Source organism: Bacillus sp. DTU_2020_1000418_1_SI_GHA_SEK_038 (assembly GCF_032341175.1).
Taxonomy (GTDB): domain Bacteria; phylum Bacillota; class Bacilli; order Bacillales; family Cytobacillaceae; genus Cytobacillus.
This window is the reverse complement of record NZ_CP135435.1, coordinates 4,219,743-4,246,050: the sequence shown is the minus strand read 5'-3', so window position 1 is coordinate 4,246,050 and position 26,308 is coordinate 4,219,743. Positions and strand designations below refer to the sequence as shown.

Annotated in this window: 19 protein-coding genes; 16 read left to right on the top strand and 3 right to left on the bottom strand. The window is 42.0% G+C overall.

The genetic code is table 11. From position 1 onward, the window contains the following. The first annotated feature begins 166 nt into the window (after positions 1-166). Both RRV45_RS20985 and argS read left to right on the top strand, forming a co-directional pair. Positions 167-613, top strand: coding sequence for a YwiB family protein (locus RRV45_RS20985; RefSeq protein WP_315666589.1), 447 nt, complete (start codon positions 167-169; stop codon positions 611-613). Next, on the top strand, positions 610-2,280 hold the full coding sequence (gene argS, locus RRV45_RS20980) for an arginine--tRNA ligase (protein ID WP_315666588.1): 1,671 nt from the start codon (positions 610-612) through the stop codon (positions 2,278-2,280). The genes RRV45_RS20985 and argS overlap by 4 nt, the downstream gene beginning before the upstream one ends. 331 nt (positions 2,281-2,611) lie before the next feature. On the opposite strand, the gene cls is transcribed toward argS, so the two are convergent. Beyond that, positions 2,612-3,814: a cardiolipin synthase gene (gene cls / locus RRV45_RS20975; RefSeq protein ID WP_315666587.1), complete on the bottom strand. Its 1,203-nt coding sequence runs from the start codon at positions 3,812-3,814 to the stop codon at positions 2,612-2,614. 240 nt (positions 3,815-4,054) lie between these two features. Between cls and RRV45_RS20970 the strand changes: the two genes are divergently transcribed. The 7 genes from RRV45_RS20970 (at position 4,055) to icmF (ending at position 15,616) form a co-directional block, all read left to right on the top strand. Further along, positions 4,055-6,166: a (Fe-S)-binding protein gene (locus RRV45_RS20970; RefSeq protein ID WP_315666586.1), complete on the top strand. Its 2,112-nt coding sequence runs from the start codon at positions 4,055-4,057 to the stop codon at positions 6,164-6,166. A 437-nt stretch (positions 6,167-6,603) separates the two neighbouring features. Beyond that, a complete protein-coding gene (locus RRV45_RS20965; protein ID WP_315666585.1) occupies positions 6,604-7,791 on the top strand; it encodes an acetyl-CoA C-acetyltransferase in 1,188 nt (395 codons plus the stop codon). A gap of 234 nt (positions 7,792-8,025) precedes the next feature. After that, positions 8,026-8,877, top strand: a complete 852-nt coding sequence (locus RRV45_RS20960) for a 3-hydroxybutyryl-CoA dehydrogenase (RefSeq protein WP_315666584.1) — start codon at positions 8,026-8,028, stop codon at positions 8,875-8,877. 50 nt (positions 8,878-8,927) lie between these two features. Then, positions 8,928-10,058, top strand: coding sequence for an acyl-CoA dehydrogenase (locus RRV45_RS20955; RefSeq protein ID WP_315666583.1), 1,131 nt, complete (start codon positions 8,928-8,930; stop codon positions 10,056-10,058). Positions 10,059-10,267: 209 nt separating this feature from the next. Then, entirely contained in the window at positions 10,268-11,407 is a 1,140-nt protein-coding gene (locus RRV45_RS20950; RefSeq protein ID WP_315666582.1) for an acyl-CoA dehydrogenase, read from the top strand. 100 nt (positions 11,408-11,507) lie between these two features. Then, positions 11,508-12,146 carry a TetR/AcrR family transcriptional regulator gene (locus RRV45_RS20945; protein WP_315666581.1) on the top strand — a complete coding sequence of 213 codons (639 nt, stop codon included), beginning with the start codon at positions 11,508-11,510 and terminating at the stop codon, positions 12,144-12,146. Positions 12,147-12,349: 203 nt separating this feature from the next. Beyond that, the gene (gene icmF / locus RRV45_RS20940; protein WP_315666580.1) at positions 12,350-15,616 is read left to right on the top strand and encodes a fused isobutyryl-CoA mutase/GTPase IcmF; all 3,267 of its coding nucleotides are present in this window, start codon (positions 12,350-12,352) and stop codon (positions 15,614-15,616) included. A gap of 168 nt (positions 15,617-15,784) precedes the next feature. Here icmF and RRV45_RS20935 read toward each other — a convergent pair whose 3' ends face one another. Further along, entirely contained in the window at positions 15,785-18,004 is a 2,220-nt protein-coding gene (locus RRV45_RS20935; RefSeq protein WP_315666579.1) for a M14 family zinc carboxypeptidase, read from the bottom strand. A gap of 209 nt (positions 18,005-18,213) precedes the next feature. Here RRV45_RS20935 and RRV45_RS20930 point away from each other — a divergent pair, with 209 nt between their 5' ends. From RRV45_RS20930 to RRV45_RS20920, 3 genes are all read left to right on the top strand, one after another. Beyond that, positions 18,214-18,405, top strand: a complete 192-nt coding sequence (locus RRV45_RS20930; protein ID WP_315666578.1) for a hypothetical protein — start codon at positions 18,214-18,216, stop codon at positions 18,403-18,405. 317 nt (positions 18,406-18,722) lie between these two features. After that, entirely contained in the window at positions 18,723-19,295 is a 573-nt protein-coding gene (gene rpoE, locus RRV45_RS20925) for a DNA-directed RNA polymerase subunit delta (RefSeq protein ID WP_315666577.1), read from the top strand. Positions 19,296-19,602: 307 nt separating this feature from the next. Continuing rightward, a complete protein-coding gene (locus tag RRV45_RS20920) occupies positions 19,603-21,204 on the top strand; it encodes a CTP synthase (protein ID WP_315666576.1) in 1,602 nt (533 codons plus the stop codon). A gap of 419 nt (positions 21,205-21,623) precedes the next feature. On the opposite strand, the gene RRV45_RS20915 is transcribed toward RRV45_RS20920, so the two are convergent. After that, positions 21,624-22,148, bottom strand: coding sequence for a DUF2529 domain-containing protein (locus tag RRV45_RS20915; protein WP_315669113.1), 525 nt, complete (start codon positions 22,146-22,148; stop codon positions 21,624-21,626). 246 nt (positions 22,149-22,394) lie between these two features. Here RRV45_RS20915 and RRV45_RS20910 point away from each other — a divergent pair, with 246 nt between their 5' ends. From RRV45_RS20910 to RRV45_RS20895, 4 genes are all read left to right on the top strand, one after another. Further along, a complete protein-coding gene (locus RRV45_RS20910; RefSeq protein WP_315666575.1) occupies positions 22,395-22,769 on the top strand; it encodes a response regulator in 375 nt (124 codons plus the stop codon). Between the two features lie 266 nt (positions 22,770-23,035). After that, positions 23,036-23,893 carry a class II fructose-bisphosphate aldolase gene (locus tag RRV45_RS20905; RefSeq protein ID WP_315666574.1) on the top strand — a complete coding sequence of 286 codons (858 nt, stop codon included), beginning with the start codon at positions 23,036-23,038 and terminating at the stop codon, positions 23,891-23,893. A gap of 144 nt (positions 23,894-24,037) precedes the next feature. Further along, the gene (gene fsa / locus RRV45_RS20900) at positions 24,038-24,679 is read left to right on the top strand and encodes a fructose-6-phosphate aldolase (RefSeq protein ID WP_315666573.1); all 642 of its coding nucleotides are present in this window, start codon (positions 24,038-24,040) and stop codon (positions 24,677-24,679) included. Positions 24,680-25,001: 322 nt separating this feature from the next. Beyond that, the gene (locus RRV45_RS20895; protein ID WP_315666572.1) at positions 25,002-26,288 is read left to right on the top strand and encodes a UDP-N-acetylglucosamine 1-carboxyvinyltransferase; all 1,287 of its coding nucleotides are present in this window, start codon (positions 25,002-25,004) and stop codon (positions 26,286-26,288) included. Positions 26,289-26,308: the final 20 nt, after the last annotated feature.

The window sequence follows — 26,308 nt, the reverse complement described above, 5'->3', positions numbered from 1 at the left end:
AAAATAGGCTATATTAAGTCTTATGCATGCATGCAAACGGGTTTTATTCGGGACGAATAACGTAGAGAGCAGGTATGCATAAGACTTATCACCAAGCCTTCATACAGGGAAAAGTAGAACCTTTTGCAAAAGTCTACTATAATGTTACGAAAAGGATGTGTGGCCGTTGTCTACTAGACCAGCGGAGCAAATGCCTGTTAAAATTAACGTGAAGACAGATATTCGGGATGGGCAAAGCAAAGATACTTTTGAACTCATCGCATTTGGTCGATACTATATAAAAGAAAATGCCCGCTTTCTTCAATATGAAGAAGCCATGGAAGAAGGAATGGCAAAAACGATTATCAAAGTATCTGATAAAGAAGGTCTTATATTGCGAAGCGGTGCAGTGAAAATGAGGCTCCCTTTTATCATGAATAAAAGGCTTAAAGGAAGCTACCATACACCTTATGGCGTGTTTGAAATCGATACGATGACAAAAAGGCTGGATCACCAGTTTGACGAGCAAACGGGGACCGGGTCTATCGATCTTTTATATGAAATGAAAATGCAAGGCGCTAGCACAGGTACATATCATTTATCTATTCATTTCCAAGAGGAGGAAGAAAGTTGAACAGTGTAGAACAAATGCAAGAAAAGCTGAAACAGGAAATAAAAGCAGCTGTCATCAAAGCGAATTTAGCGACTGAAGAACAAATTCCAAACGTTATTTTGGAAACGCCGAAGGAAAAGGCACATGGGGATTATTCCACGAATATGGCGATGCAGCTTGCACGCGTAGCGAAAAAGGCGCCGAAAATGATTGCGGAGGCCCTGATTGCAAATTTTGATAAATCGCAAGCCTCAATTGAAAAAATGGAGATTGCAGGTCCAGGATTTATTAATTTTTACATGGACAACAGCTATTTAACGAACTTAATTCCTGCTGTACTTGAAGCAGGCGATGGGTACGGGGAAACGAATGTCGGAGGAAATCAAAAGGTTCAGGTTGAGTTTGTATCTGCCAATCCGACTGGGGACCTTCACCTTGGGCATGCGCGTGGTGCGGCTGTAGGGGATTCTTTGTGCAATATTTTAGCGAAAGCTGGCTACGATGTTTCACGCGAATATTATATTAATGATGCGGGAAACCAGATTAATAATCTTGCGTATTCAGTTGAAGCCCGTTACTTCCAGGCATTAGGATTGGAAAAAGAAATGCCTGCTGACGGCTACCATGGCGAGGATATTATTGGAATTGGGAAAAAGCTTGCTGAGGAATTCGGCGACAAATACGTTCATACTGACGAAAAAGAGCGCTTCAACTTCTTCCGTGAATATGGATTAAAGATTGAAATGGCAAAGCTAAAAGCTGACCTAGAAGAATTCCGTGTGCCGTTTGATGTGTGGTATTCTGAAACATCTCTATATCATAATGGAAAAATTGATACGGCTTTACAAAAATTAAAGGACAACGGCCATATTTATGAGGAAGAAGGGGCAACATGGTTCCGTTCGACCACATTTGGCGATGATAAAGACCGCGTTTTGATCAAAAATGACGGTTCTTATACGTACTTAACACCAGATATTGCGTACCACAAGGATAAGCTGGAGCGCGGCTTTGAAAAGCTGATTAATATTTGGGGAGCTGACCATCACGGCTATATTCCGCGTATGAAAGCAGCTATTCAAGCATTAGGCTATGACCGTGATGCACTTGAAGTAGAAATTATTCAGCTCGTTCATTTATACAAAAACGGCGAAAAAATGAAAATGAGTAAACGGACAGGAAAAGCGGTAACGATGCGTGATCTAGTGGAAGAGGTAGGCTTAGATGCAACTCGTTATTTCTTTGCAATGAGAAGCGCGGATACGCATATGGACTTTGACCTAGATTTAGCCGTTTCCGAGTCTAATGAAAACCCTGTTTATTATGCGCAATATGCTCATGCGCGGATTTGCAGTATTTTACGACAGGGCGAAGAGCAGGGATTAACGGTGAGCAGCTCAGCAGATTTCTCCTTGATTTCAGCTGAAAAGGAAATTGACGTTTTGAAGAAGCTGGGTGAATTCCCACAAGCAGTCGGTGAAGCCGCACAAAAACGGTTACCGCACCGAATCACCAATTATATTTTCGAATTGGCATCTGCGTTCCACAGCTTCTACAACGCTGAGAAAGTATTGGATACCTTGCACCCAGAACGGACGCAAGCAAGACTGGCATTAATCAAAGCAGTAAAAACCACATTGAAAAACGCACTTGCATTAATTGGAGTATCGGCTCCGGAGAAAATGTAAAAAGATTGCTGGCATGTAAAAGAGAGGGAGAGCCCCATCGAGCGGGCTCTCCCTCCCAATTACATGCCAGCTTTTTTGTTTGTTTCCTAAATTTTAGCGATTTTCGGAAAAACGGGAAAGAAAACAAGATATGTTTCCTAAATTTTAGTGATTACTGGAAAAACGGGAAAGAAAACAAGATATGTTTCCTAAATTTTAATGATTACTGGAAAAACGGGAAAGAAAACAAGTTATGTTTCCCAAATTTTAGCGATTTCGAGAAAATCGGGAATGAAAACATGTTTGTTTCCAAAATTTCCACGAATCCAAGAAAAACAGGAATCAAAGGATATTACAAAAACAAAATAATCAAGTGCGCCGCCCATTCCTTAAACGACCGGATGGGGTTGAATTGATTAAGTTCTGCCAGTGTCATTCGTTCGGATTGGCGAATGTCTGATTGAATAACCTGACGCACCTTCTGGATAAAGTCATAATCATAGATATAACAATTAATTTCATAGTTTAAAAAAAAGCTTCGAAGATCAAAATTAGTTGTGCCAATATCACATACTTGATCATCAATAATAAGGGTCTTAGCATGATAAAAGCCATTTTTAAATTTGTAAACGACCGCACCTTGCCTGATTAATTTTCTAAAGAAATAATACGAAGCTTCCTTTACAAGAGGATGGTCCGGTGTCTTTGGGATAAGTACGGTAAGGCTGACTCCTCTTGCAAGGGCATCGGACAATTCATGCAGCAGTCTTCGGCTCGGAATAAAATAAGGTGTTCCTATGGTAATATTCGCTTCTGCCTTCCGAATAAGCGAGGTATAGGTATCCTCCAGAAATGCACCTTTCGAGGGAATTAACTGATGTCTGCACGGTCCCTGAGGGAGTGTGGGAAAATAGCTTGGCTGATCCAGTAATTCCTCCTTGCTGTCATGGTGCCAATTCATCAGAAATTCCTTTTGCAGCCCAGTTACACCCTCACCCTCTATTTTCAAATGATAGTCCCGCCAAGGACTCAAGACTGGATCTAAATCGATGTACTCCTTGCCGATATTGAAACCGCCGATATACCCAATCTTCCCGTCAATAACTGTAATTTTTCTATGATTGCGAGCCTGCAGCGTATAGAAGAGGAAAGGAAACTTAGGCCGCTGGGAAAAAGAAAACAGAATACCCTCACTCTCTAAAGATTGGATCGTTTTTTTATCAATTAAATGGCTCCCCAGCCAGTCCAGAAGGAGGCGGATCTCAACCCCTTCACGCGCCTTTTGCTTCAGGAGATTTAAAAATTCTGTACTAATTCGATCGTCCTTTACAATATAAAATAGTATGTGAATGTGATGTTTTGCTTTCTGCAGCTCCGAAAAGAGATCCTCGAACAAATCTGGCCCCTTTGCAAAAAAATCTAGGCTGCTGTTCCAATAAGGATATTCTTTTTTAGTCAGTTTGCTTATTTGATTTCGTCTCCCAAAGTAAAAATCAAGTATCAGCCAAAGAGCGATCAAAAGTAAGATTACAAAAAGGATGGAGGTTACTTTCATCGTATCTGCTCCTCGTGATGGTTTCCAATTATTATCTCCAGATCAATCATTTATATGATGATTTTCTTAGCATATAGCAGTAAGTTGGTCAACTGAAAAATTTTTAAAATAAAATGTGTTGACTGAATGCTCATTCATAATATAATAGAGACAAAGAATAATTTCTGAAAATTTCATTGTGTTGAAAATTTTAGAATTATAAGCTGGACAATCCATTTGAAGAGGGGAGAGCTAACGATAATGACAGGATTGTTGTGGGTGAATCTAATTGGATTTCTCCTTGTAACCGCTTACGCAGTCAGTTTGTTTGTGTATGTTGTTAAAACGAGAATTGAATATATCAAACTCGGAAAGAAGGTAGAGTTTGATAACAATGTTAAGGAACGTCTAAATAAAATTTGGGTGAACGTCTTTGGCCAAAAGAAGCTGTTGAAGGATAAGAAAAGTGGGATTATACACGTCATGTTTTTCTACGGGTTTATTCTTGTCCAATTTGGTGCGATTGATTTCATCATTAAGGGAATCAAACCAGGTGCACATTTGCCGCTTGGACCTTTATATTCAGGATTTACGTTTTTCCAGGAACTTGTTACTTTAATGATTCTTGTTGCTGTGATTTGGGCCTTCTACCGCAGATATGTAGAAAAGCTTGTTCGTTTAAAAAGAGGCTTTAAATCAGGTCTTGTGCTTATTTTTATCGGTGGATTAATGCTTTCCGTTTTACTTGGAAATGGGATGAGCATGATCTGGCACGGACATGAAGCAGCATGGACAGAACCAGTTGTATCAGTCATTGCAGGAGCTTTCTCATGGATGGGCGAAACAGCCTCCATTGTTGTGTTCTATATTGCTTGGTGGATCCATTTAATTTTCCTATTAGCATTCCTTGTATATGTGCCGCAATCGAAGCATGCGCACTTAATCGCAGGGCCAGCCAATGTCTATTTCAACCGTCTTGAAAAGCCGGGTAAATTAACAAAAATTGATTTCGAAGATGAAACACAGGAGAGCTTTGGAGTCGGAAAAATTGAAGATTTCACTCAGCTTCAAATGATTGATTTCTATGCTTGTGTGGAATGTGGACGCTGTACGAATATGTGTCCAGCAACGGGAACAGGCAAAATGCTGTCACCAATGGATTTAATTCTAAAGCTTCGTGATCATTTAACGAATCATGGGGCAGCCGTTACTTCCAAACAGCCGTGGGTGCCAACCTTCGCTTTTTCGAATACAATGGGCAATCAGATTGCCTTAGCTGGTGCGGGAAAAGCGGCAGAGGAAGCGGCTGCTGGATTAGCTTACAGCCCAAGTTTAATTGGGGATGTCATTACAGAAGAAGAGATCTGGGCTTGTACAACTTGCCGAAATTGTGAAGATCAATGCCCGGTTATGAATGAGCATGTAGATAAGATTATTGATCTTCGCCGTTATTTAGTTTTAACAGAAGGGAAGCTGGATGCAGATGCTCAGCGTGCTATGACGAACATTGAGCGTCAAGGAAATCCTTGGGGATTAAACCGCAAGGAGAAGGAAAACTGGCGTGAAGCCCGCGAGGATGTTCATATACCAACTGTAAAAGAAATGAATAAAGCCGGGGAAGAGTTTGAGTACCTATTCTGGGTAGGATCAATGGGTTCATTTGACAACCGCAGCCAAAAGATTGCTCTTTCTTTTGCAAAATTAATGAATGAAGCTGGCGTGAAGTTTGCCATTCTTGGAAACAAGGAGAAGAACTCTGGAGATACGCCGAGACGTCTTGGAAATGAGTTCTTATTCCAGGAGTTAGCTACAAAAAATATTGAGGAATTTGAAAAGGCTGAAGTGAAGAAAATCGTCACAATCGACCCTCATGCCTACAATATTTTCAAAAATGAATATCCTGATTTCGGGCTTACAGCAGAGGTTTACCATCATACAGAAATCCTTGCGCAGCTTGTTGAGGAAGGCAAGCTGAAGCCGCAATATCCGGTAAATGAAACGATTACGTTCCATGATTCTTGTTATTTAGGCCGCTATAACGAGGTTTATGATCCGCCACGCGAAATTTTGAAATCCATTCCTGGTGTGAAGCTTGTGGAAATGGAGAGAAACCGTGAGACCGGCATGTGCTGTGGAGCAGGAGGCGGCTTAATGTGGATGGAGGAAGAAACCGGACACCGCATTAACGTATCTCGTACAGAACAAGCATTAGCCGCAGGTCCATCCGTCATTAGCTCAGGCTGTCCATACTGCTTAACGATGCTATCGGACGGAACGAAGGCGAAAGAAGTGGAAGAAACCGTTCATACGTATGATGTAGCAGAAATTCTCGAAAAATCAGTCATCGGGGAAAAACAAACTTTAGTTTCTTAATAAATTTTTAGTTCAACTTCAATTGGTATTTTCGCTAATTGAAGTTGAACTATATCGCAGATTAACGGACTGTAAAATCCACTATAAGATAGTAAATGTTAAAAAAGTCTAAAGTGAATTAACAGTCCGTAAAGGCCCGACGACGGACAGGATGTCCTAGTCAGGCGAAAGCCACAGGACGTGGCGCTATAAGCGTGATTAAGTTCAACTAACAATCCGCATTCCTTGCGGATTGAGTTGAACTATATGAATTTTTCGCAAATTGTTTTAATTTTTACTATTTTTAAAGTAAAATAGAATTATAGATAAAGCGCTTACAATTTAGGGGTTATTTTTTTGAATGGATATTGAGCGAGCGTTCAGTCAAATGCCTGGCCGCAATGAATCCATTAGGCAAGCACATTGAAAAAATCACATTAAACAAAGGAGAGATTCTGATGGGAAGAACCGTAATTTTAGGTGGAGCAAGAACGCCATTTGGTAAGTTTGCTGGGGGATTAAGCAGCTTTTCTGCTTCAGACCTTGGCGGTTTCGCTGTGAAAGAGGCTTTAGTTCGTGCTGGTGTGAAACCGGAGGAGGTCGGTGAAGTCATTCTCGGAACGGTACTCCAAGGTGGGCAAGGCCAAATTCCTTCCCGTCAGGCTGCAAGAAAAGCAGGGATCCCGTGGAATGTGAAAACAGAAACCGTTAATAAGGTTTGTGCTTCAGGCATGCGCAGTGTCACATTAGGGGATCAAATCATCCGCCTCGGTGATGAAGAGGTAATCGTGGCTGGCGGAATGGAATCCATGAGCCAAGCGCCTTATTTCCTGCCAACTGCTCGATGGGGATTCCGTATGGGAGATGCGCAAGTTAAGGATTTAATGACACATGATGGATTAAGCTGCAGTTTCACAGGTGTTCATATGGGGACATACGGAAATGAGGCAGCGGAAGAAATGGACATTAGCCGGGAAGAGCAGGACCGCTGGGCACTTAGAAGTCATGAACTGGCTATTGACGCAATAGAAGCTGGAAGGCTGGCAGAAGAGATTGTTCCCGTCTCGGTTCCGCAAAGAAAAGGAGAGCCCATCATAATTTCCGAAGATGAATCTCCTCGAAAGGATACATCCATTGATAAATTGGCAAAGCTGCGCCCGGCATTCGGTCCAGATGGCACGATCACGGCCGGCAATGCGCCTGGAGTGAATGATGGAGCGGCAGCATTCGTGTTAATGAGTGAGGAAAGGGCTGCCCGTGAAGGAAAAGAGCCTGCAGCGGTTATTCTTGGTCACACGGCCATTGCGGTGGAAGCGAAGGATTTCCCGAAAACACCAGGACTTGTGATCAACGAGCTTTTGAAAAAGACGGGGAAATCCATTGAGGAAATTGATCTTTTTGAAATTAATGAGGCATTTGCAGCTGTCGCGCTAACGAGCGGAAAAATAGCCAGCCTTGATGAAAATAAGGTGAACGTGAATGGCGGTGCTGTTGCGCTTGGACATCCGATTGGGGCAAGCGGGGCGAGAATTATTTTGACATTAATGCATGAGTTAAAGCGAAGAGGCGGCGGCATCGGCATCGCGGCCATTTGCAGCGGCGGTGGCCAAGGGGATGCCATCATGATTGAGGTTCCGAAAAACTAAATGAATGACCTAGAGGATTAGTTTACAGGCAGAATTCATCGTTATAACGGTCAAATTTTGATTGAATAACGACTAAAGCTGAATTTATCAGCCAATTCACTGTATTTATCAGCCAAATCATTAGGTTTGTCAGCCAAATTTGCATGTTTATCAGCTAAATAATGAATTTATCAGCCAAACCAAGGTTAATAATCATCAGCCAATATATACATCCAACCGATCGGAGGAATAAAAATGAACGTACAAAAAATTATGGTAATCGGAGCCGGTCAAATGGGCTCAGGGATTGCCCAGGTTTGTGCACAAGCAGGCTACAGCGTATTTTTAAATGATTTAAAACAGGAGTTTGTTGATCGCGGTTTAGGTGTGATCAAGAAAAACCTTTCCCGCCAGGTTGAAAAAGAACGCATGACAGCTGAGCAAATGGAAGAGATTCTCAATAATCTCACACCATCAACTGATCTGCAGGATGCCAAAGCTGTGGATCTCATTATCGAAGCAGCCGTGGAAAATATGGAAATTAAAACGAAAATTTTCAGCCAGCTGGATGAAATTGCACCTTTACACACCATCTTGGCAAGTAATACGTCATCCCTGCCAATCACAGAAATTGCAGCTGCCACAAAGCGACCTGAAAAAGTGATTGGAATGCACTTTATGAATCCAGTTCCGGTTATGAAGCTAGTAGAAATTATCCGTGGCCTTGCAACAACGGATGAAGTCTATCAAACAATCGAGGACATAACAAAAACGCTCAAAAAAGTACCGGTAGAAGTCAATGACTTCCCAGGCTTCGTGTCAAACAGAGTGCTGATGCCGATGATTAACGAAGCCATTTTTACCCTATATGAAGGGGTGGCTTCTAAGGAAGCCATTGATGAAGTGATGAAGCTTGGCATGAATCATCCGATGGGGCCGCTTACTTTGGCAGATTTTATCGGGCTCGATACTTGTTTATATATCATGGAAACGCTCCAAGAGGGCTTTGGTGACGATAAGTACCGCCCATGCCCGCTGTTAAGGAAATACGTGAAGGCCGGCTGGCTCGGACGTAAAACAGGCAGAGGCTTTTATACGTACGAATAGGCATATTCTTTTTAAAAAAATCATCCGATCGGAATAACGGAGGGCTGCAAATGAACCTGAGATTTACAGAAGAGCAGGAAATGATGAGAAAAATGGTGCGTGACTTTGCCCAGGCCGAAATAGCACCATTTATTGAAAAAATGGAGCAGGGGGAGTTTCCTCGTGAAATTTTACGGAAAATGGGAGAGCTTGGCCTAATGGGAATTCCCATTCCGGAACAGTATGGCGGTGCGGAGATGGATTTTACCTCCTACATCATTGCCATCAATGAGCTGTCAAAGGTGAGTGCGACCATCGGCGTCATCCTCTCCGTCCATACCTCTGTAGGGACCAATCCGATCCTTTATTTCGGTACTGAGGAACAAAAGCAAAAGTATATTCCGAAGCTTGCCTCAGGAGAGTATCTTGGCGCCTTCTGCTTAACAGAGCCTAGTGCAGGATCTGATGCGGGAAGCTTGAAATCAAAGGCTGTAAAAAAAGGTGACCATTATGTGATTAACGGCTCAAAGGTATTTATCACAAACGGCGGGGAAGCGGATGTATATATTGTATTCGCTTCGAATAATCTGGAGCTCGGAAGCAGAGGGATTTCCGCTTTTATTGTTGACAAAGATACACCTGGTCTTGTGATCGGAAAAGACGAGAAAAAGATGGGCTTGCATGGTTCCAGAACGCTTCAGCTGAGTTTCGAGGATATGAAAGTTCCTGCAGAGAATCTTCTTGGTGAGGAAGGACATGGTTTTAAGATTGCCCTGGCCAACCTGGAAGTTGGGCGAATAGGCATCGCTGCTCAGGCTCTCGGAATTGCAGAAGCGGCTCTGGAAGCGGCGGCGGAATACGCGAAAGAGCGTGTCCAATTCGGAAAGCCGATTGCCGCTCAGCAGGGGATCGGATTCAAATTAGCTGATATGGCCACGGCTGTTGAAGCCTCGAAGCTATTAATCTACCGTGCAGCTAATCTTCGCCAAAAAGGAATCAAATGCGGAATGGAAGCATCTATGGCAAAGCTGTTTGCTTCAAAAACAGCAGTTGAAGTAACAACAGATGCTATCCAAGTATTTGGCGGCTATGGCTACACCGAGGATTATCCGGTCGAACGCTATTTCCGGGACGCGAAAATCACCGAGATTTACGAGGGTACTAGCGAAATTCAGCGATTGGTCATCAGTAAACATCTGTAGTAGCGAACTCACTTAAAACTCTAATCATGAGGGGTTCATAGTGCGTGTTTTGAGAGGGACCCACCAAAAAGGCTAACCATGACTGCTTCATAGTGCGTGTTTCGAAAGGGCCTCACCCAAAACGCTAATCATAACCGCTTTATAGTGCGAGTTTTCAAAGAAATTCAACAATCATATCAATTACGCTAAATTTAATGGGGGATAGGGACATGAACTTTCAATTATCAGAAGAGCATGAAATGATTAGAAAAATGGTACGCGATTTTGCAAAGAATGAAGTGGCCCCAACGGCTGCTGAGCGTGATGAGGAAGAGCGCTTTGACCGTGAAATTTTCGACAAAATGGCGGAGCTTGGACTGACTGGAATTCCATGGCCTGAGGAATACGGCGGCATTGGCAGTGACTACCTTGCCTACTGTATTGCTGTTGAGGAGCTTTCGAGAGTGTGTGCTTCAACAGGTGTAACCCTTTCGGCGCATACATCATTAGCTGGCTGGCCGATTTTCAAATTCGGCAGTGAAGAGCAAAAGCAAAAATATTTGCGTCCAATGGCGGAAGGAACGAAAATCGGCGCATATGGCCTAACAGAGCCGGGCAGTGGTTCAGATGCAGGCGGAATGAGAACAACGGCTCGTCTTGAAGGGGATCACTACGTTTTGAATGGTTCAAAAATCTTCATCACAAACGGCGGAATTGCGGATATTTATGTTGTTTTTGCCTTAACAGACCCGGCAGAAAAACATAGAGGAACGACCGCGTTCATCGTTGAGGCTGACTTTGAAGGCTTCTCAGTCGGCAAAAAAGAGAAAAAACTCGGCATTCGTTCATCACCAACAACGGAAATTGTTTTCGATAATTGTAAGGTTCCAGTAGAAAATGTTCTTGGCAATGTGGGAGAAGGCTTTAAAATTGCGATGATGACCCTAGATGGCGGTCGAAATGGAATCGCTGCTCAAGCAGTGGGAATTGCGCAAGGTGCATTAGATGCCTCCATTGAATATGCAAAGGAACGCGTTCAATTTGGCAAACCAATTGCGGCTCAACAAGGAATTGGCTTCAAATTGGCGGACATGGCAACAAGCATTGAAGCATCTAGACTATTAACCTACCAAGCTGCATGGCTTGAATCTGAAGGACTTCCATATGGAAAAGAGTCTGCGATGTCCAAACTATTAGCTGGAGACACTGCTATGAAGGTTACGACAGATGCTGTTCAAATTTTTGGCGGCTATGGCTATACAAAGGATTATCCAGTTGAACGCTTTATGCGTGATGCGAAAATCACCCAAATATATGAAGGCACACAGGAAATTCAACGCCTCGTTATTTCTCGTATGCTGACAAAATAGGCTCCTATCATTTATTCTATTAAAAAAAGGTTTTTGCAGAGGAGAGACTTGGCCTAAGGTCTCGACTCTGCACCCCGAATATAGAAGGACGGTAGGTAAAATGAAAAAACGTGAAGTACAGGCGTCTGTCAAAGACGAGCGCCTTGTTAAAAAAAGACGGGACCAGATGATCAAAGGGGCTGTGACCCTGTTTATTCAAAAAGGCTTCCATCGCACAACGACAAGAGAAATTGCGAAAGCGGCAGGCTTTAGCATCGGAACACTATATGAATACATCCGCACAAAAGAGGATGTCCTATATCTCGTTTGTGACAGCATCTACGACCAGGTTAGTGACCGTCTGCAAAAGGATCTCAATACCGATCAAGGTACGCTTGAAAGCCTAAAGCGCGGGATTGCTGATTATTTTCGTGTTGTGGATGAATTGCAGGATGAAGTCCTTGTTATGTATCAGGAAGTGAAATCATTAACAAAGGATGCCCTTCCATATGTGCTGAAGAAAGAAATCGAAATGGTTGAGATGTTTGAGCAAATCGTAACGAGATGCGTGGAAAATAAAGAATTGGATTTAACCGAAGACCAGATCAAAATGATTGCCCATAATATTTTTGTACAGGGACAAATGTGGGCCTTCCGCCGCTGGTCATTGAAAAAAATGTACACGCTAGACGAGTATATCCAGCTTCAAACGGAATTGCTTTTTCAAGGAATTAAACAAGCGGAAGTGCGGTCCTACTAAGAACGCCACGTCCTGTGGGAACTTTTAAAACTAATGGTCGACTCTAGTTTCTAGACAGGTTTTGGCGGCTTCTTGAATACTTGTCCAAATAACCCACTTATCTGGACAGGTAAAGGGGTTTCCCTGAATACTTGTCCAAATAATTAACTTTTCAATAAAAAAGGTATTACAGAACCTGCTTTAATACGAACAGGGGGAGAAAAATGAGTAATCCAGTAGTATATAAGCCAAAGAATCATATTCGTTTTGTGACGGCCTCCAGTCTTTTTGATGGGCATGATGCATCGATTAATATTATGAGAAGAATCATCCAGGCAAGCGGGGCGGAGGTCATTCATTTAGGCCATAACCGTTCTGTGGAAGAAGTGGTCAATGCGGCTATTCAAGAGGATGTTCAAGGTATTGCAATTTCTTCCTATCAGGGAGGACATGTGGAATACTTTAAGTATATGTATGACCTGTTAAAGGAAAGAGGCGCTTCCCATATCCGCATTTATGGGGGCGGCGGCGGTGTCATCATTCCAAAGGAAATTAAAGAGCTGCATGACTACGGAATTGCGAGAATTTTTTCACCTGAGGATGGCCGTCAGCATGGGCTTCAAGGCATGATCAATCTCATGATTGAAGAATGTGATTTCTCGACTTTTACTCCGGAAGCTACAGAGCAGATTGAAAAGCTTCAGGAAGGGAATACGAATGCAATCGCCAAGCTTATTACCCTTGCTGAGCACCATGTCAATGTTGAAAAAGAAACGGCAGCCGCACTTGATTCTGTTATGGAAAAAGTGAAATCATTGGAAAAGTCTGTTCCTGTTCTAGGAATTACCGGTACAGGCGGGGCTGGAAAAAGCTCATTAACCGATGAATTGATTCGCCGTTTTATTAATGAAATTCCTGAGAAAAAAGTAGCCATTTTATCCGTAGATCCGACAAAGCAGAAGACGGGCGGAGCTCTTCTTGGCGACCGAATCCGCATGAATGCGATTTTTAACCCGCGTGTTTATATGAGAAGCTTAGCGACAAGAAATTCGAAAAGTGAGCTATCACTTGCGATTAAAGACGCGATTTCTGTTGTCAAAGCAGCCGGATTTGATTTAATTGTTGTGGAAACAAGCGGAATTGGGCAAGGGGATGCGGAAATTACTGAAATTTGTGACGTTTCGATGTATGTCATGACGAGTGAATTCGGTGCACCGTCCCAGCTTGAAAAAATCGATATGATCGATTATGCCGATTTAATTGTGATCAATAAGTTTGAGCGCAAGGGTTCTGAGGATGCGAAGCGCCAAGTGCAGAAGCAATACCAAAGAAGCCGCATGCTTTTTGAAAAAGATTTAGATGAGATGCCTGTTTATGGCACGATTGCCAGCCAGTTCAATGACCCAGGAACAAATGCTGTTTTCGCGGCTATTATTGAAAAATTAAACGAAAAAGCAGGCACGGAATGGAGTACTACTTTTTCCAAACATGCACTTGTGGAAAAGCAAAATGTGATTATCCCGAATGAGCAGCGCTATTATTTACGAGAGATTTCGGAAACGGTACGCGGCTATCACAAGAAGGCAGAGGAACAGGCGAATCTTGCCCGCAAGCTTTTCCAGCTTGAAGGAGCGATTCTTGCTGTCAAGGAGCAGGAGGCAAATGAGGAAGTGGTCGCTTCATTAGAGGCTATCAAGTCCAATGTGGAAGCCAAGCTGACTGCTGAAACGAAGAAAATCCTTGAGGGCTGGGACTCACTTAAGGAAAAATATTCAGGAGATCAGTTTGTCACGAGAATCCGTGATAAAGAGATTATTACAGTGTTAAAAACGAAGAGCCTTTCCGGTTTGTCTATTCCTAAGGTTGCTCTTCCTAAATACAAGGATTACGGCGAAATTATCCGCTGGGTTTATAGAGAAAATGTTCCAGGCTCATTCCCTTATACGGCTGGCGTATTCCCGTTCAAGCGTGAAGGGGAGGACCCAAAAAGACAGTTTGCTGGGGAAGGAACACCGGAAAGAACGAACCGCCGTTTTCACTATTTGTCAAAGGATGATTCAGCTAAACGCTTAAGTACTGCCTTTGACTCTGTCACCCTTTACGGAGAGGATCCGGATTACCGTCCTGATATTTACGGAAAAGTTGGTGAAAGCGGAGTCAGCATCTGTACGTTGGACGATATGAAAAAGCTCTATGACGGTTTTGATCTTTGTCATCCATCTACCTCTGTATCGATGACCATTAATGGCCCAGCTCCGATTATTTTGGCGATGTTTATGAATACGGCTATTGAACAGCAGATCGAAGCAAAGGAAAAAGAACTCGGCCGTATCCTAACGGCAGAAGAATTTACAGAAGTCAGAGCACGTACGCTTCAAACCGTGCGAGGAACTGTTCAAGCTGATATTTTAAAAGAAGATCAAGGACAAAATACTTGTATCTTCTCAACCGAATTTGCTCTTCGCATGATGGGAGATATCCAGCAGTATTTTATCGACCAAAAGGTGCGTAACTATTATTCTGTTTCGATTTCGGGCTATCATATTGCGGAGGCTGGAGCGAATCCGATTTCACAATTAGCGTTCACATTGGCGAACGGCTTTACGTATGTGGAGTACTATTTGAGCAGAGGCATGGATATTGACGACTTTGCACCTAATCTTTCTTTCTTCTTCTCAAATGGGCTTGATCCGGAATATACGGTGATTGGCCGTGTGGCACGCCGTATTTGGGCGACTGTCATGAGAGACAAATATGGAGCAAATGAGCGCAGCCAAAAGCTAAAATATCATGTTCAAACATCTGGACGTTCACTGCATGCGCAGGAAATTGATTTCAATGATATTCGTACGACTCTGCAGGCTTTAATGGCGCTGCATGATAACTGTAATTCCCTTCATACGAATGCCTATGATGAGGCCATTACAACACCGACAGAGGAGTCTGTGCGCCGCGCGATGGCGATTCAAATGATCATTACTAAGGAGCACGGTCTCACGAAGAATGAAAACCCGCTGCAGGGTGCCTTTATTATTGATGAGCTAACAGACCTTGTTGAAGAGCAAGTGCTGCAGGAATTCGAACGCATTAATGACCGCGGCGGTGTTCTCGGTGCAATGGAAACGCAATACCAGCGCGGAAAGATCCAAGATGAATCCATGCATTATGAAATGAAAAAGCACACAGGCGAGCTGCCGATTATCGGGGTTAATACGTATTTAAATCCGAACCCTCCTTCTGAAGAAGAAGTGAACAATATGGAGCTTGCAAGAGCCACACAAGAAGAAAAAGAAACGCAAATCCAAAATTTGCGCAGCTTCCAGGAGCGCAACAAAGACAAAACAGAAGAAGCGATCAAACGCTTAAAAGAAACAGCTGTATCAGGCGGAAATGTTTTTGCTGAGCTGATGGAAACCGTAAAAGTGGCAAGCCTTGGCCAAATCACACGAGCCCTGTATGAAGTAGGCGGGCAGTATAGAAGAAATATGTAGGTTTAAAAGTGAGAAGTGAAGCCCGCTGAAATGATTTCAGCGGGCTTTAGTTGACTGTGGTTATTTTGGAAATCGCCCATAGGACCCCCATGCGGGCAAAATTTTGATCTGGACTTTGGATCACTTTCTGAATGCTTGCCCATAGGCTTTTCTTATTATAAATAAAGCTTATAAATAAATCGCATTAGCCAGCAAGCCATAAAGATAAGACGGATACTGCCGAAAGCCAATGTCCATACCGATCAGAATCACCCGATTGTCTTTTTCCGCTATAATAACCGGCTGCCCTTGCGCCTTTTCGTAGCCCGGCCAATAACCGGAAATGAGAGAATCAGAAGCCTTAGAGTAGGTTGCTGCTACTACAGCCCCTTTTGTATTCGTAAACCAAACGGGACGATAGACAAATCCAATGCTGCCAGATGAATATCCGTATGTGAGTGGGCTTGGCAAATAATTGATATTTAAGATTGCGTGGTTAGTGGAGCCGTCTGTTTGAATGCCGACATTCGTTACACCTAAAGATTTTTTAGCAGCTCTGGCTGCTCCTGCACCTATTCCGATAAAGCGCCCGCCCCGTTCGATAAAAGCTATAATTGTTTCTTTGCATTGAGCCAGCTGTTCTTCTGACTTTAGGATTGCGTGATGGTAACGTGACGAAACCTTCGATGGAAGATAGAATAATTGCTCTACACCGCTGTAGATTAAAACGTCAACGTCTTTTAATTGGGCTTCATCCGTTAAACTTCTTGGGTGGATTTCTTTTACTTGAAAACCCATTTTCTTTAGTGCTTCTTTTGTTCCAGCATGGGATTGTGCATGGAATATTCCATTATCTTGAATAATAGCAGCCTTTTTTATTTGTAAAATAGTGAGGCTTTTAGAAGAGGATCCGGTTCTTAATGTAAGTCCTGTTCCTCTTGCTTGTTTCCTGAGCCAGTTTTTTCCCTTATTTTCAATGAGAAATTCTCCTGACTTTGTGCACTTGACCGAAATACCCTGTGCTAATAACTTTTGAATGAAGGCAATGCCTTCAATGGAACGGCTATTAAGGATAAAAGGACCATCTCCACTAACATAATATTTCTTCACTAAACGAGAAACAGGTGTTGTTTTTACAGCTAATGGACTCCCTTTTTTAACAGGAATACATTCGGCACCCCAAAGAAGCGGCAAGCTCCATGCACTTAAATTCGTTATTTTCATCGGGCCATTTGAGAGATTTTCTCCTGTCCATAAAAAGGTGTTGGCTAACACAGCTTTCGGTTGATTCATTTGTATGATGAATGTGCCTTTTAGAAATACTTTTTTTTCGTAAATAAAGCCTTTTTCAGCGATTTCTACACTTACTCCATTTTTTATGAGGTGATCAATTACTTGATAAGCTGGAGATGCATCGTCCCTCGGAACTGGAATGATATACGCTTCTGGAAAAAATCCGGCTGCGTGATGGGGATGGTTGCTTTCGGTACCGCGGTAAAAAAAGGAAAGAATGTTTTGTAGCAACTCTGATTTTTGGACTCGAACAAACTCACAAGCCGCAAGCATGACATAATATAGCCAGAGTTCCCCATCATTTCCTCTAGTAGGGGCCTCGATCGTTACGCCGAGTGTTCCATGGAGCATCGCGTACATCGCTGCATAATAGGCGCCATAATCATCCCACCCTTTAGTGCTGTCTCGAAAGGGAATAAAAGTTCCTGTCATGCCTTTATACTGATCGGATTGGAAGCTGTCTTTTCTATTTAAAAGATAGGATTCAATAGATTGTGCCATCGGAAAAGCCCATTTTTCATATAAATCGTATTCATAGTTAGGATTGTGTGGGGGAGTGCAAGGCTCTATAAGGCCAATTTTTTTCTCATCTTTATTCACGTAGCCATGAAGGTCTAGGAAAACAAGAGGATTACAGCTTGAGATCAGTTGTACAACTGCTTTTGTTTCTTCTTGGGACTGTGTAATGAAATCGCGGTTTAAGTCAAACCCGTTTCCGTTATACCTTGTATTTTGTTTCCTTCCCTCTGGATTAGCACAAACGGCACATAACAAAATAATATTCTCTAATAGACGCAAAATATCCTTATCTTTCTTTATCGCGATTCGTTCGATTAAATGAAGTACAGCGTTTGTCCCAGATAATTCACTCCCATGAAGGGAAGCATTAATCATGATCGGAACCTTTTTTTCGCCTTGCAAAAATTCTTTAGGGCTGGTGATCATCTGATGGGCCTGAGTTTGACAGTACGCCAAATTATATGTGGCCGCGTCTTTGCTAATAATGACACAATACAAGTTGAGGCCAGATGCTGTTTTTCCAATGGTTTCTAAAGAAATATACGGGCTTTGTTTGGCAAGCGACTTTAGTTTTTCTTCCAATTGCTGATAGGCCATCTCTATTGCTATTCCCTCCTTCTTGAGCTCTATCCTTTGTCCTTACTAGTTTATTCTTATAAAAAGAGGGATGATTAGACTCGTTAAATAGGAGAAGCAATAAAATTAATTCAAGCTTATACAATTCTTCGCTAAATTCGATATAATCAGATTAGAACCGTAGAGCTGGTTTGTTTCTTCAAGGATCATAAAGCAGGATGTGGGGAAAAGTGAAGCGAATTTTTTTATTTGCAGCGACCATCGGAATTAGTATCGGATTTTATTACCTTTACCAAAAGCAGTTAGGTGCGATTCCTTTCTTTTTAATATCGATTTTATTATTTTCTCTCGCCTATAGCCAGCTCTCGCAAAAAACGAATGATTCAGCTAAAAATGAAAAAGATAAAGGGCGAAAGATATAGCTAGCATAAACACCAAAATATTGTTTATAATGGAGAATATGTATTCTTGAGGGTGCCTAAAGGCTTAAAAATCCAAGTTTTAAAATGGTGCCCAAATTATCAATAAAACTAATTTTGAATAAGCTGTTTATTTTTCGCTTTTTAAAAGGCTATATTAGCGATTTTTTGTTGATTACCAGCCTTATGTGTGCATGCCGAACGGGTTTTATTCGTTACAAAAAAATGCGAGAGCAGGTATGCATAAGGCGGTCTAATTGCCAACAAAATTCATTAACAAAGCCTTTTAAAAAAGCGTTACATAGTGAAGGGACGTGCTAATGTTGAGTTTATATGAACTTACAAAAGAAGAATTAAAGGAAATGTCATTCATTGAAGTCACCTATGAACTATTAAAAGGCAGAAAAGATGCGATGGCATTTAAGGATATAATGAATGAATTGACTACCCTTCTTGATCTTACAGAGGATCAGGTGAAATCAAAAATTGCTCAATTCTATACAGATTTAAACATTGATGGCCGTTTTTTAGGCTTAGGAGACAATCGTTGGGGACTTCGTGTTTGGTACCCAATTGAGCAGCAGGAAGAGGATGTCGTAACGGAAATTAAGCCGAAGAAGAAAAAGGCGAAGAAGGCGAAGGATGAGGACGATCTAGATCTTGAATACGATGATCTGGACGATGAAGATATCGATTATGATGATATCGATGACATAGATGATGAATTTGAAGAGGAAGATGAAATCGTTGAAGACGATGAAATAATTGATGACGAGGATCTAGATGAGGACGATGACCTGATTGACGAGGATGAGGAGTATGACCTTGGAGATGAGGATGAGGATATAGAAGAAGATGAAGAACTGGAATTAGACGAGGAAGAATTAGATTAATTTTATATTCCTATCGGATGCCTCAGATTTTTGGTGGGAAATTATTTAGCTTCGCTCGAAAAAATCTGACGCAATTTTACCAAGCCGAAATTAATCGTGCTATCTTGACTTTTTATTTATAGGCTTGTAGAATACTTTTTGGGCTCCTTAAAAAGGAACGAATCATTAGACGCGTATAGCGCTCCCTTACTTGTTGAAAGTAAGTGGAGCGCTATTTATTTTTTTTGGCAGGCATTAAGTAAAATTCATTATTTTTATTCATTAATTAAAGAAGAATATGCACAAACTGTAATGAGGAGGAATTATAATGACAAAGTATATTTTTGTAACAGGTGGCGTAGTTTCATCGCTCGGGAAAGGGATTGTCGCAGCTTCCCTTGGACGCCTTCTGAAAAACAGAGGATTAAGCGTAACGATTCAAAAATTTGATCCGTACATTAATGTGGACCCAGGGACAATGAGTCCCTATCAGCACGGTGAAGTGTTCGTAACTGGTGATGGCGCGGAAACCGACTTAGATTTAGGTCACTACGAGCGTTTTGTTGATGTGAATCTAACTAAATACAGCAGCGTGACGACTGGTAAGATTTATTCCACTGTACTTAGAAAGGAACGCCGCGGCGAATACAATGGCGGTACTGTTCAAGTGATTCCTCATATTACAAATGAAATTAAAGATAGAGTTTATCGTGCGGGACATGAAACCAATTCAGATGTCGTAATCACCGAAATTGGCGGAACGGTTGGAGATATTGAGTCCCTTCCATTCCTTGAAGCGATTCGCCAAATTAAAAGTGACATTGGCCGTGACAATGTGATGTACATCCATTGCACATTAATTCCTTATATTAAAGCCGCTGGCGAAATGAAAACAAAACCGACACAGCATAGTGTAAAGGAATTAAGAAGCTTAGGGATTCAGCCAAATGTGGTCGTAGTCCGTACAGAAATGCCGATTTCTCAAGAGATGAAGGACAAGCTTGCTTTATTCTGTGACATTGATAAAGAAGCGGTTATCGAATGTAGAGATGCTGACACATTGTACTCTATTCCGCTTTCACTTCAAGATCAAAACCTTGACAGCATTGCCTGCAATCATTTGAAACTTGTTTGTGGCGATGCCGATATGACGGAATGGAAGCATCTCGTTGAAAAAGTAACAAATCTATCTAAGAAAACAAAAATCGCACTTGTTGGAAAATATGTTGAGCTTCAAGACGCCTATATTTCAGTCGTAGAGGCTTTAAAACATGCAGGTTATGCACATGATTCTGATGTTGATATTAAATGGATTAATGCTGAAGATGTAAATGTGGATAATGCTTCAGAACTATTAGGTGATGTGGATGGGGTTCTCGTTCCTGGCGGCTTTGGCGACCGTGGGATTGAAGGGAAGATCCTTGCAATTAAATATGCCCGTGAAAATAAAAAGCCATTCCTTGGTATCTGCCTAGGCATGCAATTGGCATCAGTAGAATTTGCACGCAATGTATTAAATTTACAAGGCGCGCATTCTGCGGAAATTGATCCGTCTACGAAGCACCCAATTATCGACCTTCTTCCTGAACAGAAAGATGTTGAGGACTTAGGCGGAACGTTAAGATTAGGTATTCAGGCATGTAAGCTAAATGAGAATACGAATGCTTATGCCGCTTATCAAGATGAAGTAGTGTATGAGCGTCATCGCCATCGCTATGAGTTTAACAATCATTACCGCCAAGAAATGGAAGATGCAGGTTTTGTCTTTTCTGGTACAAGCCCTGATGGACGCCTTGTCGAAATTATTGAGATTAAAGACCATCCATGGTTTGTAGCATCCCAGTTCCATCCAGAATTTATCTCAAGACCAACACGTCCACAGCCATTATTCCGCGACTTTGTTGGAGCAGCATTAAAATTTAGCGAATAAGAGGAAAGGAAGACTGCTGAGTATCAGTCCCCGACGGTGGGGGCTGGTGCTTTGTGGGGTCTTCCTTTTTTGTGATTTTGAAAAACGGCAACTATGGAGAGTTCATGGAACGTGTTTTGCAGGTGTAGGTGTGAAAACGGTAACTATAGAGGGTTCATGGAACGCGTTTTGCAGGGGCATGTGTAAAAACGATCACTATGAAAGGTTCATGGAACGTGTTTTGCAGGAGTAGGTGTAAAAATGGTGACTATGAAAGGTTCATGGAACGTGTTTTACAGGAGTTGGTATAAAAACACTAACTATGAATAGTTCATGGCTACCATCAATCCTAAAAGTTAGTGACAACAGCAGCCATGAATGAATAAAGAGGTCAGTAAACGGCGAAGGCACGTTTTTTTAAGATTAATTCTTAAAACCCTTTATTCATACTCCTCCAAAATTTCATCCAATGTAAATTTGATCCCATAGTATACAAAAAGCGCAGCCATCGAGGAAGGATAGCCAAATCGATTGCCAGTTTCATCTGGCAGCAGCCCTTTGGTAAGCTTTAAATCAATATGTACATCAGCCAAATCATCGAGGCCGTGACCTTCTAGAATTGTCGAAATTCCTACAAATGGAATCTGCTTTTCAACAAGAATTTCACCCATTTTCACAGCTTCATCATCTGTAGAATTTCGGGTGACGATTAGAAATCTGTCTGTCTCTGAAAGATCATCCAACGGACGATCCAATGGCCAGAGAGCTGCATTTTTTAATGGCTCTTGTCCCTCGGTTGCTTCATAAGCAACGGCATTCATCTCATTGGCCCCAAAGATATAAATATTACCATTTCCGACAGCCGCCTGGGCTAGTAGTCTGGCACCGTCTTCCATCGCAAATTCTTCTTTTTCCTGGATTCTTTTAAACAGCCCGGAAAGCTGTGTAGAAAACATTTTTAACATCATGTCTCTCCTATCTGTATTCAAAGATTCGATAGATCAATTATATGAAATGCAAACCAAAAGGTAAAATGGGATCACAGTAACAATGGCCTTCCATAGTATAAAAAAAATGCAGCAGGCAAAATTTTAGAAGAGGCAGGAATTTTGAGTAAGCTGATAGAATTAAAGGGAAGGGGAATTCTAATTGGGTAGATACAATAACAACAAATGACAGAGTTTTTGAGACGAAGGGAAGAGGTGGGTAGATTGAAGGGGAAAATATTAATCGTTGATGATCAATTCGGTATTCGCATTTTGCTAAATGAAGTTTTACAGAAGGAAGGCTATGATACATACCAAGCTGCAAATGGGATTCAGGCACTTGACATTGTCTCCAAGCATTCGCCTGATCTAGTACTTCTCGATATGAAAATCCCTGGAATGGATGGAATCGAAATTTTAAAGAGAATGAGGGTTATTGACAAAGAAATTCGTGTCATCATTATGACAGCCTATGGTGAGCTGGATATGATTCAGGAAGCACGCGATTTAGGGGCATTAACGCACTTCGCAAAGCCTTTTGATATTGATGATATTAGGGCAGCCGTTAAAAAGCATGTGCCAATAGCTAATTCGTTTTAATTTAACAACTAGCCTGTGGGCGATCAACGGCAGAATTCACCTGTAAAATTTCTGCACGCTATCGCCTCACAGGCTTTTCTTGTCACGCCCCGTTTTTCTCATGAAAATTCTTTCGGAGTAATGGCATTTCTTTTTCCGTTTTGGTATGATACAAATGAATTCTATTGGATCGGTTCCGTTTAAACAGGAGAATACATAAACACAAGTAACAAGGGAAGACTTATCCTGTGAAAATTAGAAGCGATGATGATGAAGGAGGAAGAAATATGCCTTTAGTATCAATGACTGACATGCTGAACAAGGGAAAAGCGGAGGGTTATGCAGTAGGTCAATTTAACTTAAATAATCTTGAGTTTACTCAAGCGATTCTTCAAGCAGCAGAGGAAGAAAAATCCCCTGTTATTCTTGGTGTGTCCGAAGGGGCCGCACGATATATGGGCGGATTCAAAACCGTTGTAAAAATGGTGGAAGGCTTACTTGAAGATTATAAAATTTCAGTACCTGTAGCCATTCATTTAGACCATGGTTCAAGCTTTGATAAATGTAAAGAGGCGATCGATGCTGGCTTTACTTCAGTCATGATTGATGCTTCTCATGATCCTTTTGAAGAAAATGTAGCCACTACTTCAAAGGTTGTGGAATATGCACATGCCCGCGGTGTTTCAGTTGAAGCTGAATTAGGAACGGTCGGCGGACAAGAGGATGATGTTATTGCGGATGGCGTGATTTACGCGGATGCAAAAGAATGTGAAGAGCTTGTAAAAAGAACGAAAATTGACTGTCTAGCTCCTGCATTAGGATCCGTTCATGGTCCTTACAAAGGTGAGCCAAATCTTGGTTTTGCTGAGATGGAAGAAATCGGCCAACTGACAGGCGTACCGCTTGTTCTGCACGGCGGCACGGGAATTCCAACGAAGGATATTCAAAGAGCGGTTTCGTTAGGAACAGCAAAAATTAATGTGAATACAGAGAATCAGATTGCTTCTGCCAAGCGAGTTCGTGAGGTGTTAGCAGCCAACCCAGAAATGTATGATCCGCGCAAATACTTAGGGCCTGCTAGAGAGGCCATTAAGGAAACCGTTATTGGAAAAATGCGTGAGTTTGGTTCTTCTGGAAAGGCTTAATAGCAGTGAGATTTTTTTAGGAAACCGCCTTTAAGATAGAGGCGGTTTTGATTCATTTCTTGGCTAACAGGAAATTTTCGGGCAGGAAGGTTTAAGCCTGCTTCCATAAAAGTACAATTTATTTTTTTTGAGGAGGATTTTATTATGAAATTTTTTATCGATACAGCGAATATGGATGAGATTAAAGAAGCACATGCTTTAGGTATTTTAGATGGGGTTACTACTAACCCTTCTTTGGTGGCGAAGGAGAAGAATGTTTCTTTCCATGATCGACTTAAAGAAATTACAGAGCTTGTTCCAGGTTCAGTAAGTGCAGAGGTTATCGCTTTAGACGCAGAAGGCATGATTAAAGAAGGACGCGAATTAGCGGCCATTGCGCCTAATATTACGGTTAAAGTCCCAATGACACCTGACGGATTAAAGGCCGTTCATACTTTTTCAAAAGAAGGAATCAAAACAAATGTGACGTTAATTTTCAGTGCTAACCAAGCATTGCTGGCAGCAAGAGCAGGGGCAACGTATGTTTCTCCTTTCCTTGGCCGATTAGACGATATTGGCCATAACGGGCTGGATTTAATTTCTACGATTGCTGAAATATTTGCTATCCATGACATTAAAACGGAAATTATTGCAGCATCCATTCGTCACCCTCAGCACGTAACAGATGCCGCTTTAAGAGGTGCTCATATTTCAACGATCCCTTATAAAGTGATTATGCAATTATTTAAACATCCGCTAACGGATAAAGGAATTGAAGCATTTCTTGCTGACTGGAATGCTCGCTAAAAGTTAAATGGAAAAGCATCCATTTTTTGTATAAGTTTGGGTTTTACCAATGGCTAATTTGGGGTAAAGTGTTAGTAGCAAGCAATAGCAGACATTGAACGAATCGGAACTTTATTTTCATAACCACACATGGGAATGGCATTTTCGTGTAAACTAGAAGATAAGGATCATGTCGGAATAAACAGGAAGCGACCTGTTGTCAGTTCTATTAGTGAAGCAAAGGACAAGCTAAATAATTCCTACATAGTTCAAGATGGATGCAAACATTTCATTACCCACGCAGCGTTTTTCATATACTTTACGGCGTAGAAGGGAGCTAAAAATGGAAAAGCTTATGATTGCAGGCGGTTACCCTTTAAAAGGAACTGTTCGAATTAGCGGAGCAAAAAATAGTGCAGTGGCATTGATTCCGGCTACGATTCTAGCTGATTCGCCTGTCACAATTGAAGGGCTGCCAGATATTTCGGATGTGCAAATTTTAAAAGGACTGCTTGAAGAACTTGGAGGGACCGTCAGCTTTGCTGAAGGAGATATGAAAGTTGACCCTTCATCGATGATTTCCATGCCTTTGCCGAATGGAAAAGTAAAGAAACTGCGTGCCTCTTATTATTTAATGGGGGCCATGCTAGGCCGATTCAAAAAAGCGGTGATTGGTCTGCCAGGCGGATGCCATCTTGGACCGAGACCGATTGACCAGCATATTAAAGGCTTCGAGGCTCTTGGCGCAACCGTAACGAATGAGCAGGGAGCCATTTACCTGCGTGCGGATGAACTGCGAGGGGCTCGAATTTATCTGGATGTTGTCAGTGTTGGGGCGACTATCAACATAATGCTTGCAGCTGTTAGAGCTAAAGGAAGAACGATCATTGAAAATGCCGCAAAAGAGCCGGAGATTATTGATGTAGCGACTTTGCTGACAAATATGGGAGCAAAAATTAAAGGTGCCGGAACAGATGTCATTCGGATTGATGGAGTAGACCAGCTGCATGGCTGCCAGCACACCATTATCCCGGATCGGATTGAAGCCGGTACGTATATGTTACTTGGTGCAGCTGTTGGTGAAGGAATGACCATTGATAATGTGATCCCTCAGCATCTCGAGTCATTGATTGCGAAATTAAGAGAAATGGGTGCTGTGATTGAAACTGGGGATGACCATGTCTATATTCATCCGGTTGGAAAAAGAAAAGCCGTTGATATTAAGACACTTGTCTATCCAGGTTTCCCAACAGATCTCCAGCAGCCTTTTACCACTTTATTAACGAGTGCAGATGGGACGAGTATGGTGACGGACACCATTTATAGTGCCCGTTTTAAACATATTGATGAATTAAGAAGAATGAATGCGAATATTAAGGTAGAAGGCCGTTCGGCAATTATTCATGGTCCTGTCAAGCTTCAAGGTGCCAAAGTGAAGGCCAGTGATTTACGAGCCGGTGCCGCACTTGTGATTGCTGGGCTAATGGCGGACGGAATAACGGAAGTAACCGGAGTTGAGCATATTGACCGCGGCTACAGCCACCTAGTTGAAAAATTAAATGGCCTCGGAGCAACCATCTGGCGAGAAAATTTAACTAAAGAAGAACAGGAACAAATGAAAAATGCATAGGTAAAAACTAAGTAATTTGA